Raw genomic sequence first — 14,890 nt, forward strand, 5'->3', positions numbered from 1 at the left:
GTTTTTTGCCCATTTTGGCGGCGGCCACTTCATTGGCCGCAGCCCCAGCGTTTTCGCAAAATCTGCTGTCCAACGGTGATTTTGAAGCCTCAGGCGATATCGGATTTGGCGATCATCGATCCTTTGATATTCCAGCGTGGGAATCGGGTGGCGATTGGTTTGGTGACTTTGTCGCCTGGAACTCGGGTAACCTCGTTCAGGTCGATGGACCAGGGGGTGGGGATTACGGCATCCAAGGCCCCGAGAGCGATGCCGACGGTGGTCCTGCCGGATCGGCCATGCATTATGTCGACGACTCTGGCGGTGGCCGCAAAATGCTCTTGTGGCAGTATTTCACACCGCAATGCTCAGGCCCGGTTCAGGGATCGGCGGCATTTTCGAACCGAGCCGACCGCAGTGCGCCGGTTGCGCTGGGCATCGTTGGTCCAATTTCGAACCCGCTCACAGCCCCGGTGCGCGGTGAGTATTTACTTGAAGAGAGCGCCGTCGCGCAGGATTTCATAGCGTTCAGTACCGCGTTCGACGCGGTCGCCACGACTGAAATGCTCCCCAGCACGCCGTCACGCACCCATTCTTGGGTGGTCTTGCCTACCAATTCAGCGAACGTCGTCGCAGGGCAAACGTATGCTTTTGCCGCGCGTGTTTCGGGCGACGGCAACGTCGATAATGCCTCGGTCACATTTGTTTCGATGGATGATTGTGGGGCAGAGCCGAATATCGGAGCGGTAATGGTCCCTGATCTTGCCCCCTTCGTGCCGCCCTTCAACCCCAGCGATATCTCCCTGACAAAGTCCTGCGAAGCGCTTGAGGCAAGTGTTCAGAATGGCGTTTTAGGACAAACCTGGCGCTGCTCAGTCGACGTCACCGTGCCCCAGGCGCCGTTTGCCGGCAGCTTGACGGTGAATGATCTGTTGAGCCTGCCTGCCACGGTCACCGGCGAGATCCTCTCCAGCAGCGCGCAATCGGGCAATTTTGATTGCTCGGCGGTGAGTTCTTGCACAATTGACGGTGCGCAATTCGACCCAACGGGTACGGAGACCCTGCTGTTCGAGGTATTTGTCACCAGCGAAACGGCTGAGCGTTCAGAGTCACTGCGAAACTGCACCAGCGGCAGCTATGTGTTGAACGATTCGACCGTGTCGGTCCCGGGGAATTGCGTTCAGGCCAGCTGGTCGGCCCGTCATGACGTGGTGAAAACCTGCGATCCGGTGGTTGCGACCGACTCCGGCGTGATGTCGCTGACGTGCCAAATCACCGTGACTGGCAGCAACCTGCCTGCCAACGGCTACGTCTCGCTCATCGACATGTTCGCCGCACGGCCACCCGCCGTAGCGACCGTCGTGGGCCCGATGACCAACATCACCTCTGCCCAGCCGTGGAGCTGTCAGGACGTCCCCAACACCGGCGGGACGGGAACGATGGGCGTGTGCCAACTGAGCACGCTGGACCTTTTCAACGCGGGTGGCAGCTCGGTCATCGACATGACCTTCGATTTCAGCACCGATCAGGCACCGACGCAGGTGATGAATTGCCCGATCCTGAGCATTGAAGACACGCTGATGCCCGGCAACCAGCGCAGCGCTTCCGGTACGATGCGCAACCCCGATGGCACTGGATGGCCTGCCGGGCTGCCCGACGGCTGCGTGTTCATCGATGTGCCCGCGCCCACCCCGCCCCTGCCGGTGCTGGAAGATGCGTACACCTGGAAAACCTGTGATGCCCCGCGTGCGGGTCAGGTTGCGGGTGTCAACGGCTTCCTGTGGGACTGTGAGGTCAATGTCGTTCTGAACCCCGCGCCCTTCGACGGCAGCTTTACCCTGACCGAGAACGCCAGTCAGATCACCAATGGCACCGCGTCTTTCGTGTCGGCGTCGCGACCCTGTACCGGCATCGGCACCGATGTGCTGCAGTGTCAGATCGATGGGGCAACTGCCTCCAGCGCGGAATCGATGTCGGTGCAAATGTTTGCCACCGCGACAAACGCCAATCGCAGCATCCTGTGGACCAATTGCGTCAGCGGTCTCGGCACCGGGACTGACCCTCAGATCGACACCGGTGACTACTGCGTGCAGACCGAGATCAAGCCCGGTGACACCCCACGCGAACCGGTGATTGATGTCACCAAGACCTGCGAGGCGATCGGTGATCGGCAAATTCTGTCGCGGACGATGTGGACGCAGCAAATGCGCTGCGCGCTGACCGTCACCACAAACGGTGTGCCGTTTACCGCGCCGTTGTGGCTGACCGAAGAGCTGAGCTATGGTCCCAACTCGATGAACGGCACGCTTGCAACGCTCTCCTCGGCGGACCCGTGGCAGTGCTCGCAGGCGCCCTATACGGCGCCGGGTCAGCCTCAAACCAATCTTCCCGTTTGCGCGATTTCAGGCGCACAATTCCCGCATGCGGCAGGCAGCTCGACAGTTTTCGTCGATTTTGTACTCTATGGCGGACCGGCAAGCATCAGCGGGGCGGAAAACTGCGTTGGTGTGACCTTGGGCGATGCGCCAGTGGTCGACATCAGCGCTGCGCAAGCGTCGGATTGTGTGGAAATCTTGCCCACGCCCGTGCGTCTTGACCCCGAACTGTCGATCATCAAGACCTGCGAGCCTGCGGTGCAGGGTACGCCTGGAGCGTGGCATGTCGCCTGCGCGATCATCGTGTCCGGCAGCAACCTGCCCGGCGGACAGCTGGTGCAAGTTCGCGACGAAATCACGTCGTCCGCCACGCAATCCGTCTGGCAGGGAGCTTTTACGCCCTCGGCCTCGTGGAACCTGGCGTGTGGCGGGTATGGCGTCGCGAATGGGATTGGCAGCGCCTGCACGCTGACCACCGATTTCATCACCGCTCAGGGAGGCAGCGTAACGATCCCCTATAGCGCTGATTTCACCGGGCCTGCCGGGCGGACGCTGAACGGCGCGCAAGCGCAGAACTGCGTCTACGCGGATCTGTCGAACCCCAGCCTGCATGCACCGGCAGGCGCGAATAACCGCCAATGCGTGCCCATTCTGTTCAACCACTCACCGCTCGACCCGATCCTGAATGACCCCGCTGTGGTGGTCGATCCGACGGGCCCGATTGTCGCCCCCGGCGGCACCATCGGCAGCGTCGCCAACCCCGTCATTGTTGATCCGGCTGTCCCTTCGGGTCCGGTTTTTGGCGGTAACATCGGCACTCTGGGCGGCGGAGGCTTGGTCGTTCCGCCGACCCCGCAGATCGAGGTATCGAAAACATGCGACCCCATCGTCGTCGCTGCCGGGGCGCAAACCTCGCAGATGCGATGCACCATCTCGGTGACGGGGCACAACCTGACCTCGGCCAACAGCCTGCATCTGATCGATCAGTTGGGCTATTCGCCCTGGGCGGCAAATGATCCGGTGGTGCCGATCGTCGGCCCGTTCAGCAATCTCACCGGCGCGAACGGCTGGACCTGCAATGACTATCCCTATGGTCTTGCCCATGGCGCTGGTATCTGCTCGGTTTCCGGCGATGTGATGAATGCCGCCGGTGGCACCATGACATTCGAGTGGACGGCTGAGCTTGGCCCGCTTGCCGCCGGTCGCACCTTGCGCAACTGCGCTACCGTCCGTCTCGACAGCCTGAGCAATTACGTCGATGCACCGTCGGCTTGCGCCGAAATCGACGTCTTGCACGAGCCCGAGGCGCTGCCCACTTCCGCCGAGCTGCTGCTGACGCCCGAGCAGATCGGCAGCTGCCACGCGGACCGGGATCGTCAGGTCTATGACTGTGTGGTCGGGGTGCGGGTCGAAAACACCGGCGCGCAACCCTACAGCGGCCCAATCGCTCTGCTTGAGACGTTCGGAGCACCGGGCATCAACGCCGCACATCTGGTCTCGGGCGAAGGTGCAGCCTGCGCTGGTCCCGTCGACAACGCGGTGACCTGTTCGATCCCTCAGGTATCGTGGGAGCCGCGTCACGTTTACCGGATCGACCTGTCGCTGGTGGTGCCCGGTCGGCCCAATGGCGGTCAGATGCAGGTCTGCGCGCAGCTTGGCGCGCCCGACAATCAGCGCCAGCGTATTGCGATGGTGCAGAACAGCCTGAACCAGCGCGGCTATGACGCCGGGCCGGTGGACGGCTTCACGGGGCGCCGGACCTATGGCGCTCTGGCGCAGATGCAGGCGCGGTTGGGCGTGCCGCTCAGCCGCGAGCTCGAACCGGCGCTCTTGAGCGCGCTGGGGCTGGCACCGCCAACGGAACCGGCTTGCACCCAGATCTCGCTGCCGCGCATGCCCGCGCCAGCGTTGCAGTGCAACCGCGCGACGACCGTCGCACAGGGCGAGAGTTGTGCCTGTCGCTATGACGGCATGACCCGTCGTAATGCCACCAGTTGTTCGTGCCCGCGTGGGACCGAGCTGGTGGGGGGCGAAGGCTGCCGCCGTGTCGTGGCACCTGCGCCGGTGCCTGCCCCGACACCGACAGCGCCACACGACAACCCGGATGAGCCCTGCCGGTCCGGCCTGACGCTGAACGGGGCTTGCGTCTCGCTCGGTGGGCCATTGCTCGAAACACTGATCCCGGGTCTGCGCGGAAGCGAATAAGCGCGGGAACGACGTGTCATCAAGTCCGGGGCCATGCATCTCAGGTGCATGGCCCTTTTTTCTGCCCTCATGTCACCGGCGACAGCACATCAGTCAGGACGCATATGTATCACCCGACAGCCGTTGAACGGCGCGCGGGTAGCGGTTTTCGAGTAAACTTGGGTGACCTTCTTGCGCCGTATCGACAGGCTCCCGTCGGCCCGAGCAGGTCATTCGCTGCGGCGAACAGAAGGCTCTGCCAAGGGCCGGGAGCGACGCGCGCGCCAAGTGACCAAGCGCGCGGGCTACCCGAGCGCTCCACGACCACTTCGAGCCGATAGGCGACATGCATGACCCGCGCGGCGTGTCGCCCAACCTCCCGAATCCCTCACAGTACGCGAATACCTCATCTCACCCTCAAACGCGGGCGTTTGCGCAAGAATCGGGTCGAGTGAGTAGCGAGCCATTGCCTATGCAGTTCCCGAGACATCATCAGACGGAGACGGAAATGCTTCTGGAAGGCAAGACAATCATTATTACCGGCGCAAGCAGCGGCATCGGTGCCTCGGCTGCGAGAATTTTCGCGGCGCAGGGCGCGCGACTGGTCCTCGGTGCGCGCCGTGCCGAACTGCTTGAGACAATCGTCGACGAGATTTCGGCTGCCGGTGGCGAAGCGGATTTCATCGTAGGGGACGTTGAAGAGAACGGCTATGCAGAAGAGTTGGTAAAACGCGCCGAAGAGCGCTTCGGTGGCCTGGATGGTGCGTTCAACAATGCTGGCACAACAGGAGACGTCGGGCCGATCCCCGACATGGATGAGAGCAACTGGCACAAAGTGATGGCCGTGAATCTCAACAGCGGATTCTATGCGGCAAAGCATCAGATACCGGCGATGCGCAAACGCGGCGGCGGCTCGATTGTCTTCACGTCGTCTTTCGTCGGGCACACGATCGGTCTGCCTGGCATGGGCGCTTATGCCGCGGCAAAGGCGGGCCTGATCGGCATGACTCAGGTTCTGGCAGCGGAACATGGGGCCCAGAACATCCGCGTCAACGCGCTCCTGCCCGGAGGCACCATGACGCCGATGGCTGGAGAGGATGCCGGGTTTCACGAGGTCGTGCGGGGTTTCCACGCACTGAAGCGTATGGCTGATCCATCCGAGATCGCGCAGGCGGCTCTCTTCCTGCTTTCCGATCATGCGTCCTTCGTGACCGGGACCGCAATGATCGCGGATGGCGGGAACTCGATCAACAAATTCTAAGGCACTCGAAGCGGACCTTGCTCAATTAAGGGACAGCGTCCGCTTCGTCCTGCCCCCCTTACCTTGTCGCGCCAGAGCAAGGCGCACGATGCCAGCGATGGCCGGTTTGTAGAAGCTGCACCGAATTGCGCTGCGTGGACAGTGCCGGCTTTGACGTTCCCCCGCAGATTCTATAGTCGGGCCTCAAAACTAGAGGAGCAGGAAAATGACCGGAACGAGCCGGATTTCGCCTCAAGAGGTTTCCCCTGAGGTCTACAAGGCAATCGCCGCAGTCGATCAAAAGCTTTATAGCTCATCTCTCGGCAAGCCACTGATCGAACTGGTGAAAGTGCGCATATCGCAAATCAACGGATGCGCGTTCTGCCTCGATATGCATAGCCAGGCGGCGATCAAGGCCGGCGTGTCGGAGCGCAAGCTCTTTTTGCTCGCCGGCTGGGACGAGGCCGGCGTCTGGACCGAGCGGGAACAGGCCGCGCTCCGCTGGGCCGATGCCGTGACCAAGATCAGCGAGAGCCGCGCCGCAGACGACGCCTACTCCCCTCTTGTCGATCTGTTCGACGCCAAGGAGATTGCCGATCTTACGATGCTGATCGGGCTGATGAACCTCTGGAACCGCCTTGCCGTCGCCATGCGCTATCAGGTTCGGCCCGACGCCGAGTAGACAGGATCGCGCCGGACTGAGGCGAAGGCGCTTAAGGTGGCCGTTGGCCGTAACAGACGCCAACGTCCATCATGGGCCGAATCGAACATTGCAACGAGACGCTGCAGCTCAATTGGGAACGCCGCACCTGGACATAAGTCCCAAGGAAACCCCGAAGACATAACGATAGCTAATTATTTTCATATAGTTACAAGATTATCAGCTAGGCTTCCCAAGCTAAACGCTCAGGTTCGGCTCCCGCTACCCGCCTCCAGATCTGACAGACCGGCGCCCCTTGGGGCGCCGTTTGCTTAAGCGCCCCTGCCCGTTGAAGCACAGCCGCTTCTGGTCTATCTGACGCGCTAGCCCTCAAAGGCCCTCAACAGGATCGAACAATGACCCAGCCCCGCAAGCTGTTCATCAAGACCTATGGTTGCCAGATGAACGTCTATGACAGCGAACGCATGGCCGAAGCGCTGGGCGTGAACGGCTATGTGACGACTGACCGGGCCGATGATGCGGACATGATCCTGCTCAACACCTGCCATATCCGCGAAAAGGCGGCGGAGAAGGTCTATTCCGAGCTGGGCCGCCTGCGCCCGCTCAAGGATCTGAACCCGGACCTGCGCATCGGCATCGCCGGTTGCGTCGCGCAGGCCGAGGGTGAAGAGATCCTGCGCCGTGCGCCGGTGGTCGATCTGGTGGTCGGACCGCAAACCTATCACCGCCTGCCCGAGATGGAGATCGCCATGCGCGGCGGCGCCCGCCCCGTCGACACCGATTTCCCGCAGGAAGACAAATTCGAGCATCTGCCCAAGGGCCCGCGCGCCCGGCGTGGGCCGACCGCGTTCCTGACCGTGCAGGAGGGTTGCGACAAGTTCTGCGCCTTCTGCGTTGTTCCCTATACCCGTGGCTCCGAGGTCAGCCGCCCGGCCGAGCGCCTGCTGCGCGAGGCGCGCGATCTGGTGGATCGGGGCGTGCGCGAGATCACGCTGCTGGGCCAGAACGTCAACGGCTACCACGGTGCCGGGACCGACGGGAAAACCTGGACACTGGCGCGGCTGGTGCGCGAACTGGCCGAGATCCCCGATCTGTGGCGCATCCGCTATACCACCTCGCACCCCAACGACATGACCGATGATCTGATCGCCGCGCATGGTGATCTGGACAAGCTGATGCCCTATCTGCACCTGCCGGTGCAGTCGGGCTCGGATGCGATCCTGAAGGCGATGAACCGCAAGCACACGGCGGCGGATTACCTGCGGCTGCTCGACCGGCTGCGCGCGGTGCGCCCCGATCTGGCATTGTCGGGCGACTTTATCGTCGGCTTCCCCGGCGAGACGGATCAGGATTTCGAGGACACGCTGAAACTGGTGCGTGAGGTCGGCTATCACTCGGCCTTCAGCTTCAAATACTCCGCCCGCCCCGGCACCCCCGCCGCCGAGCGGCCGGTGCTGCCCGATAGCGTGCTCGACGCGCGGCTGCATACGCTGCAATCGCTGATCACCGAGCAACAGCGCGCGGCGCAGGAAGCGATGGTCGGGCGCGAGGTTTCCGTGCTGTTCGAGAAGCCCGGACGCATGCCCGGCCAGATGGTCGGCAAGACCGAATACCTGCACGCGGTGCATGTCACGGGCCAGCCCGGCGGGTCGCAGGCAGAGCCCGGAACGCTGCAACGCGTCAGAATCACTGCCAGTTCGACCAACTCGCTGGCTGGCGAGGCGCTCTGACCCCTGCCCCGATATGACCCATATTTTGGGTGCGAGCCGCGCAAAAGCGGAACAGGTGGTGCCTTGTTGCACGTCGATGACAAGGATTCGGCACGGTTTGGGGGAATCGGTCTTCCAAACCGGCTGCGATTTGCTAATGTTTCCGAAGTGGTAGGCACTTATCTCGTCCGATGTTTCTCTGCTCGGAACATCTTGATGGCGGCGGGTCTTGCCAGGGGGTTTAACAATTAAAAGGATAATGACTGTGGTTAAGTCAGTTTCCAACGCTGTACGGCTGATCGCCGGTGCTGCTGCCATGGCACTGCTGCTGATCAGCCTGACGGCCACCGACGCAGCGGCGCAGCGCCAGCGCACGATTGTCGGCGAGCGGTATGTGCCAACGATCTGGATCGACCCGGACGGTTGCGAACACTGGGTGATCGACAACGGGATCGAAGGCTATATGACCCCGAATCGCACGCCTGACGGGCGCCCGGTCTGCCACCGCACCAATGTGTGCCTGTCGGAAAGCACCGACACGCTGTTCGCCACCGGCAGCTATACGCTGCGCTCGGGTGCGGCAGAGCGTCTGGCCGCGTTCTTCCGGTCGCGCAATGACACGGCCTTTGTGGTCTACGGTCACACCGATCCGCGCGGCGGGTTCGAATACAACATGGCGCTATCGGAAAACCGTGCGCGTGTCGTCGCCAACGTCGCCATCGCCAATGGCGGGCGCGTGTCGACGGTGCGCGGCTTTGGTCCGATGTATCCGGTCGCCTCGAACAACTCGGCAGCGGGCATGCAGCAAAACCGCCGCGTCGAAGTTCTGTGCGTGCAGTAAGGTCGGGGGAAACATCATGAAAACCACGAAACTCGTCCTGCTTGGCCTCAGCGCCGTTGCGCTGTCGGCCTGTGTCAGCACCGCTCCGGGCGGCAACCAGAACCGCGAAGCCGGGTTCTTTGAGATCAACACCGCCGACAACACCTCGGACCGCGAACTGGGCGTGCCGAACCATCTGTCGAACATGCGCGACGCCGGTATCTGGGTCGACCCGCATGGCTGTGATCACTGGATCATCGACGAAGGCATCGAGGGCTATATGTCCGCGCGTCTGGACCAGTATGGCAACCCGGTCTGCTCGGGCATCGCCCCGCCGACCATCGCCGTGGGCCGCTATCGCCGCGGCACCTGAGTCTGCCATCACCCTGTCAAGAACGGTGCGGCCCCCGGTGGGGCCGTTCCGCATTTCCGGACCAGATATTGCAAGTCACCATGGCAAAAGCACAACAATTAGCCGCATCTCGCCTATTGAGCGACTGTCACACGATCTTTGCTTGCGAGAAAGGCACGCGCGCGGCAGCATGGGGCTATCCCCTCGGGGCCCCGTTTTGAAGCAGGAGAGCCATTTGGGCATCAGCGCGCTGACCCCCCCGCCCACCGCCGGTGATACGATGCAGACACTGCTGGAATTCGCCGACAACCGATTGATGGTCGACCTTTGCGGTGAATATGACCGCAATCTGGTCAAGCTGGAAACCGAGTTGGGCGTCCAGATCATCCACCGGGGAAATCAGTTGCATATCATGGGCGAGGTCGAGGCGCGCACCCGCGCGGCCGAGACACTGAGATCGCTCTATGACCGGCTCAAAGGAGGGAACCCTGTGGAAATGGGCGATGTTGACGGCGCGGTGCGCCTGTCCGCCGGCGAACGCGGCGAGCACCAGCTGGAAATGTTCCGCACCGGGCAGGTTGAGATCCGCACCCGCAAGAAGAACGTGGCACCCCGCACCAAGGCGCAGCAGGACTATGCCCGCTCGCTCTTTGATACCGAACTGAACTTCGGCATCGGTCCGGCGGGCACCGGCAAGACCTATATCGCGGTCGCGGCGGCGGTGAACTTTCTGATTGAAGGACATGTGAACAGGATCATCCTGTCGCGCCCTGCTGTCGAGGCGGGCGAAAAACTGGGCTATCTGCCCGGCGACATGAAGGAAAAGGTCGATCCCTACATGCAGCCGCTCTATGACGCGCTGGGTGATTTCCTGCCCGCCAAGATGCTGGCCAAACTGATGGAGGAAAAGCGCATAGAGATCGCGCCGCTCGCCTTCATGCGCGGCCGCACCCTGTCCAATGCCTTCGTGGTGCTGGACGAGGCGCAGAACGCGACCGAGTTGCAGATGAAGATGTTCCTGACCCGTCTGGGCGAAGGCTCGCGCATGGCGATCACCGGCGACCGCACGCAGGTCGATCTGCCGCGCGGGATGCAATCGGGGCTGGTCTCGGCCGAGCGGGTGCTCAACGGGGTCAAGGGTATCAGCTTCAACTACTTCACTTCGGTCGATGTCGTGCGCCACCCGCTGGTTGCCCGCATCGTCGAGGCCTATGACAGGCAGTCGCCCGCACAGGTATGAGCGTCTCTCTGGATATCAACGATGAAGAGCCGCGCTGGGGGGATCTGGACCCTCTGGCGCGCGCTGCCATTGACGCGACGCTGGTGCATCTGGGCCATGACCCTGCGTGTTTCGAGGTCAGTCTGCTGGCCTGCAACGACGCGCGCATCAAGGGCCTGAACGGCCAGTTTCGCGCCAAGGACAAGCCGACCAATGTGCTGTCCTGGCCTGCGTGGGATCTGTCGCCGGAAACGCTCGGCAGCACCCCTGATGAGCCTGAAACCGGCACCCCGGATGACCCTGAAGCGCTTGGCGATATCGCGCTGGCCTATGAGACCTGCGCGCGTGAGGCCGAGGAACAGGGCAAGCGATTCGCCGACCATGTGACACACCTCATCGTCCATTCGACGCTGCATCTGTTGGGATTCGATCACGAAACTGACGAAGACGCGCTTCTGATGGAGAAAACCGAAGTGTTGGTCCTTGCGCAGATGGGCATCGCGGACCCATATGCAGACGACCACGACGCCACGCCACTCGGCGTGACGGCGGTGGACTGAAACGATCCTGGAAAGGACCCATGAGCGATATCACTTCCGGTTCGACGCCATCGGCGGATCCTGCCGATGACCCCGACCAGAGTCCGGACGGCAATCAACAACAACGCGGCCTGTTCGGTCGCCTGTTCGACGCCCTGACCCCGCACGACGCCCAGAACGAAGCCGAGACGGCGCTCAGCGCCTCGATGCGGCAGGTTCTGCCGGGACTTGCCAATCTGCGGCGCCTGCGCGTTGCCGATGTGTCGGTGCCCAAGGCCGAGATCGTTTCAATTTCCGTCGACATTGACCGCGATGAGCTGATCGAGGTGTTCCGCGAGTCGGGCTTCTCGCGTCTGCCGGTCTATAGCGAGACGCTCGACAAGCCGATGGGTCTGCTGCTGCTCAAGGATGTTGTCCTGCAACGCGGGTTCAATCTGAGCGAGGGCGATCTGGACATTGCGTCCATGCTGCGCCCGCTGTTGTTCGTGCCCCCCTCGATGCCACTGGTCGTCTTGCTGCAGAAAATGCAGACCGAGCGCACGCATATGGCGCTGGTGATCGACGAATACGGTGGCGTGGACGGCTTGGTGACGATCGAGGATCTGCTCGAACAGGTCGTCGGCCAGATCGACGACGAGCACGACACCGAGGACGAAAACCTGTGGACCGAGGAATCGCCGGGCGTCTGGCTGGTTCAGGCCCGCGCGCTGATCGACGATCTGGAAGAGGCGCTGCAGATCGATCTGCGCACCGACGTCACCGACGAGGATATGGACACCATCGGCGGGCTGGTCTTTGTGCTGCTGGGTCGGGTTCCCGCGCGCGGCGAGGTGATCGAGCATCCCAAAGGGCACGAGATCGAAGTGCTCGAAGCCGACCCGCGCCGCGTCAAGCGGCTGCGCCTGCGGCGCAAGGGTAACGGCACGGGTGCCGTGGTGGAAGCTGCCGAAACCGGCACCGAAACCGCCTGACATGACCCCTGCCCGCCTGCGCCTGATCCCGTGGCTTGCCGCCGCCCTGTGCGGCGCGCTGGCCGCGCCCGGTCAGGCGCCGTGGGGCTTGTGGCCGCTGACGCTGCTCGGGATGGCGGGGATGCTGTGGCTGGTGGCCCGCGCACCGCGGCCGCGCGCGGCGTTCGCGCGCGCGCTGATCGCCGGTCTTGCGCATTTCGCGCCGGTGATGGCGTGGATCATCGATCCGTTTCTGGTCGACGCGGCCGTCACCGCGTGGATGGCCCCGTTTGCTCTGGCGCTGATGGCGCTGGGGATGGCGCTGTTCTGGGCGGTTCCGGCGCTGCTGGTCGCCTGGGCCACCCGCCGCCCCGTGGCGCGGATCTGGCTGCTGGCACTGGCGCTGCTGGCGTTTGAGGACGCGCGCGGAGTGATTCTGACGGGCTTCCCCTGGGCCTTGAGCGGGCACATCTGGATCGGCACGCCGCCGGATCAGATCGCCGCCTATGGCGGGGCGTTGCTGCTCAGCGCGCTGACGCTGGGTCTGTCCGCCGCTCTGGCAACCGTTGCACTCCGCCTCAAACAACGCCGCTGGTTGCGCGGGGGCGTCGTGGCGGCTGTCGCAGCTGTCGCGCTGCTCGGCGTCTGGCTAGCGGGCACGGCGCGGCTGGCGCAGCCCCTGCCTGAAGGGCCGGGCGTGACCTTGCGTTTGGTACAGGCAAACGTCCCGCAGGATCTGAAATGGCAGCACGATCTGGTGCGCGGCTTTTATCAGCGCCATCTCGATCTGAGCGCCGCCCCCTCCGATACCCCGCCCGATCTGGTCATCTGGCCCGAAACCGCCGCGCCCTTCTTTCTGGACCGCTCCGGCGACGGGCTTGAGATGGCAGCGGAAGCGGCACGCGTGCCCCTCATCATGGGTATCCAGCGGCGCGAAACCGATGCCGAGGGCGTACAGCGCTATTACAATTCGCTGGCAGTGCTCGCCGCCGACGGCACGGTCGGTGCCGTGTATGACAAGCACCACCTCGTGCCCTTCGGTGAATACATCCCGCTTTTGGGCGACTACGCCGCGCGCAACGGCTGGGGTGGCCTCGCCGCTCAGGCGCTGTCGGGCTACACCCCCGGCCCCGGCCCGGCCCTGCTGGACCTTGGCCCTGCAGGCATGGCGCTGCCGCTGATCTGCTACGAGGCCGTGTTTCCCCGCGACCTGCGCACCGATCAGCGCCCCGGATGGATCCTGCAAGCCACCAATGACGCGTGGTTCGGCACCAGCATCGGCCCCTACCAGCACTTCGCGCAAGCGCGGCTGCGGGCCATCGAGACCGGCCTGCCGCTGGTGCGCGCCGCCAACACTGGGATCTCGGCCTTTGTCGATGCGCGTGGGCGGGTGACGGCATCCCTGCCGCTGGACCAGATGGGCGCGCTGGACGCTGTGCTTCCGGGCGCACTGCCCCCGACACCCTATGTGCGATGGGGTGACCTGCCGTGGCATATCGCGCTGGGTTTGGCGATGTTGGCGATGCTGGCATGGGGTCTGAAACGCATCCAATTAAGCCGACAAGCTGATTGACCTGCCAGACACAACGCGCTAGCGCCTTAATAATCCCGTCACAACGGCTTCCTGGCGTGACGGCTGAACCCTAACGGAGCACTCGCCCATGAGCCGACAGAACTATATTTTCACCTCGGAATCCGTTTCCGAGGGGCATCCTGACAAGGTCTGCGACCGGATCTCGGATGCCATCCTTGACGCCTTTCTCGCCGAAGAAGCCAACGCCCGCGTCGCCTGCGAGACCTTCGCCACCTCGTCGATGGTGGTCATCGGCGGTGAGGTTGGTCTGTCCGACCCCGAGCGTCTGAAGGACTACATGGGCCGCATTCCGCAGATCGCGCGCGATTGCATCAAGGACATCGGCTATGAGCAAGAGCACTTCCACTGGAACACCCTGCACGTCCTGAACTTCCTGCACGAACAATCGGCGCATATCGCGCAGGGCGTTGACCGCGACGGCGCGGGCGATCAGGGCATCATGTTCGGCTATGCCGTGGATGAAACGCCCGAGCTGATGCCCGCCCCGATCCAGTACGCCCACGCGATCCTGCGCCGCCTGACCGAAGTGCGCAAATCGGGGCAAGAGCCGACGCTGCGCCCTGACGCCAAATCGCAGATCTCGCTGCGCTATGAGGGTGGCAAGCCGGTCGAGGTGACTTCCATCGTGCTCTCGACCCAGCACGCGCTGGAAAGCCAGACCTCGGACGACATCCGCGCCATCGTCGAACCTTACATCCGTGAGGTTCTGCCCTCGGGCTGGATTTCCGAGAAAACCGAATGGTGGGTCAACCCGACCGGCACTTTCGTGATCGGCGGGCCGGACGGTGACGCGGGCCTGACCGGGCGCAAGATCATCGTCGACACCTATGGTGGCGCTGCCCCGCATGGCGGCGGCGCGTTCTCAGGCAAGGATCCGACAAAGGTGGACCGCTCTGCCGCCTATGCCGCGCGCTATCTGGCTAAGAACATCGTCGCCTCGGGCATGGCCAAACGCTGCACCTTGCAGATATCCTATGCCATCGGTGTGGCCAAACCGCTGTCGATCTATGTCGACACGCATGGCACGGGCGTGATGCCGGATGAGGAAATCGAGCGGATCGTGGCCCGCAGCATGGACCTGACCCCGCGCGGCATCCGCACGCATCTGGGGCTGAACAAGCCGATCTATGCGCGCACCTCGGCTTACGGCCATTTCGGGCGCGAGCCTGAGGCGGATGGCGGGTTCTCGTGGGAAAAGACCGATCTGGTCGAGACGCTGAAGAAGGCGGTCTGAAGCAGTAAGGGCCGGGGAGATTTCCCCGGCCCTT

General features: G+C 63.3%; 11 protein-coding genes and 1 riboswitch. All 11 genes read left to right on the top strand.

Going from position 1 to position 14,890, the window contains the following annotated elements; translation table 11 throughout:
* Nucleotides 1-32 precede the first annotated feature (32 nt).
* The 11 genes from EAE28_RS02430 to metK all read left to right on the top strand — a co-directional run bounded on the left by EAE28_RS02430 (nt 33) and on the right by metK (nt 14,856).
* On the top strand, nt 33-4,559 hold the full coding sequence (locus EAE28_RS02430) for a peptidoglycan-binding domain-containing protein (protein ID WP_127104221.1): 4,527 nt from the start codon (nt 33-35) through the stop codon (nt 4,557-4,559).
* Between the two features lie 487 nt (nt 4,560-5,046).
* Nucleotides 5,047-5,799, top strand: a complete 753-nt coding sequence (locus EAE28_RS02435) for an SDR family oxidoreductase (RefSeq protein ID WP_127104222.1) — start codon at nt 5,047-5,049, stop codon at nt 5,797-5,799.
* 205 nt (nt 5,800-6,004) lie between these two features.
* The gene (locus EAE28_RS02440) at nt 6,005-6,460 is read left to right on the top strand and encodes a carboxymuconolactone decarboxylase family protein (RefSeq protein WP_127104223.1); all 456 of its coding nucleotides are present in this window, start codon (nt 6,005-6,007) and stop codon (nt 6,458-6,460) included.
* Nucleotides 6,461-6,834: 374 nt separating this feature from the next.
* Complete coding sequence (gene miaB / locus EAE28_RS02445) at nt 6,835-8,169, top strand: tRNA (N6-isopentenyl adenosine(37)-C2)-methylthiotransferase MiaB (protein ID WP_127104224.1); 1,335 nt, start codon at nt 6,835-6,837, stop codon at nt 8,167-8,169.
* A 238-nt stretch (nt 8,170-8,407) separates the two neighbouring features.
* Nucleotides 8,408-8,989, top strand: a complete 582-nt coding sequence (locus tag EAE28_RS02450; protein WP_127104225.1) for an OmpA family protein — start codon at nt 8,408-8,410, stop codon at nt 8,987-8,989.
* Nucleotides 8,990-9,005: 16 nt separating this feature from the next.
* The gene (locus EAE28_RS02455) at nt 9,006-9,341 is read left to right on the top strand and encodes a hypothetical protein (protein ID WP_127104226.1); all 336 of its coding nucleotides are present in this window, start codon (nt 9,006-9,008) and stop codon (nt 9,339-9,341) included.
* Nucleotides 9,342-9,510: 169 nt separating this feature from the next.
* Nucleotides 9,511-10,560 carry a PhoH family protein gene (locus EAE28_RS02460; protein WP_127104227.1) on the top strand — a complete coding sequence of 350 codons (1,050 nt, stop codon included), beginning with the start codon at nt 9,511-9,513 and terminating at the stop codon, nt 10,558-10,560.
* Nucleotides 10,557-11,099, top strand: a complete 543-nt coding sequence (gene ybeY, locus EAE28_RS02465) for an rRNA maturation RNase YbeY (protein ID WP_127104228.1) — start codon at nt 10,557-10,559, stop codon at nt 11,097-11,099. The genes EAE28_RS02460 and ybeY overlap by 4 nt, the downstream gene beginning before the upstream one ends.
* Nucleotides 11,100-11,119: 20 nt before the next feature.
* Complete coding sequence (locus tag EAE28_RS02470) at nt 11,120-12,049, top strand: hemolysin family protein (RefSeq protein ID WP_127104229.1); 930 nt, start codon at nt 11,120-11,122, stop codon at nt 12,047-12,049.
* Between the two features lies 1 nt (nt 12,050).
* Entirely contained in the window at nt 12,051-13,601 is a 1,551-nt protein-coding gene (lnt, locus tag EAE28_RS02475) for an apolipoprotein N-acyltransferase (RefSeq protein ID WP_127104230.1), read from the top strand.
* 32 nt (nt 13,602-13,633) lie between these two features.
* A riboswitch (SAM-SAH riboswitch) is annotated at nt 13,634-13,682 on the top strand.
* A gap of 7 nt (nt 13,683-13,689) precedes the next feature.
* Entirely contained in the window at nt 13,690-14,856 is a 1,167-nt protein-coding gene (gene metK, locus EAE28_RS02480) for a methionine adenosyltransferase (protein WP_127104231.1), read from the top strand.
* Nucleotides 14,857-14,890 lie beyond the last annotated feature (34 nt).

Source organism: Pararhodobacter zhoushanensis, assembly GCF_003990445.1.
Taxonomy (GTDB): domain Bacteria; phylum Pseudomonadota; class Alphaproteobacteria; order Rhodobacterales; family Rhodobacteraceae; genus Pararhodobacter; species Pararhodobacter zhoushanensis.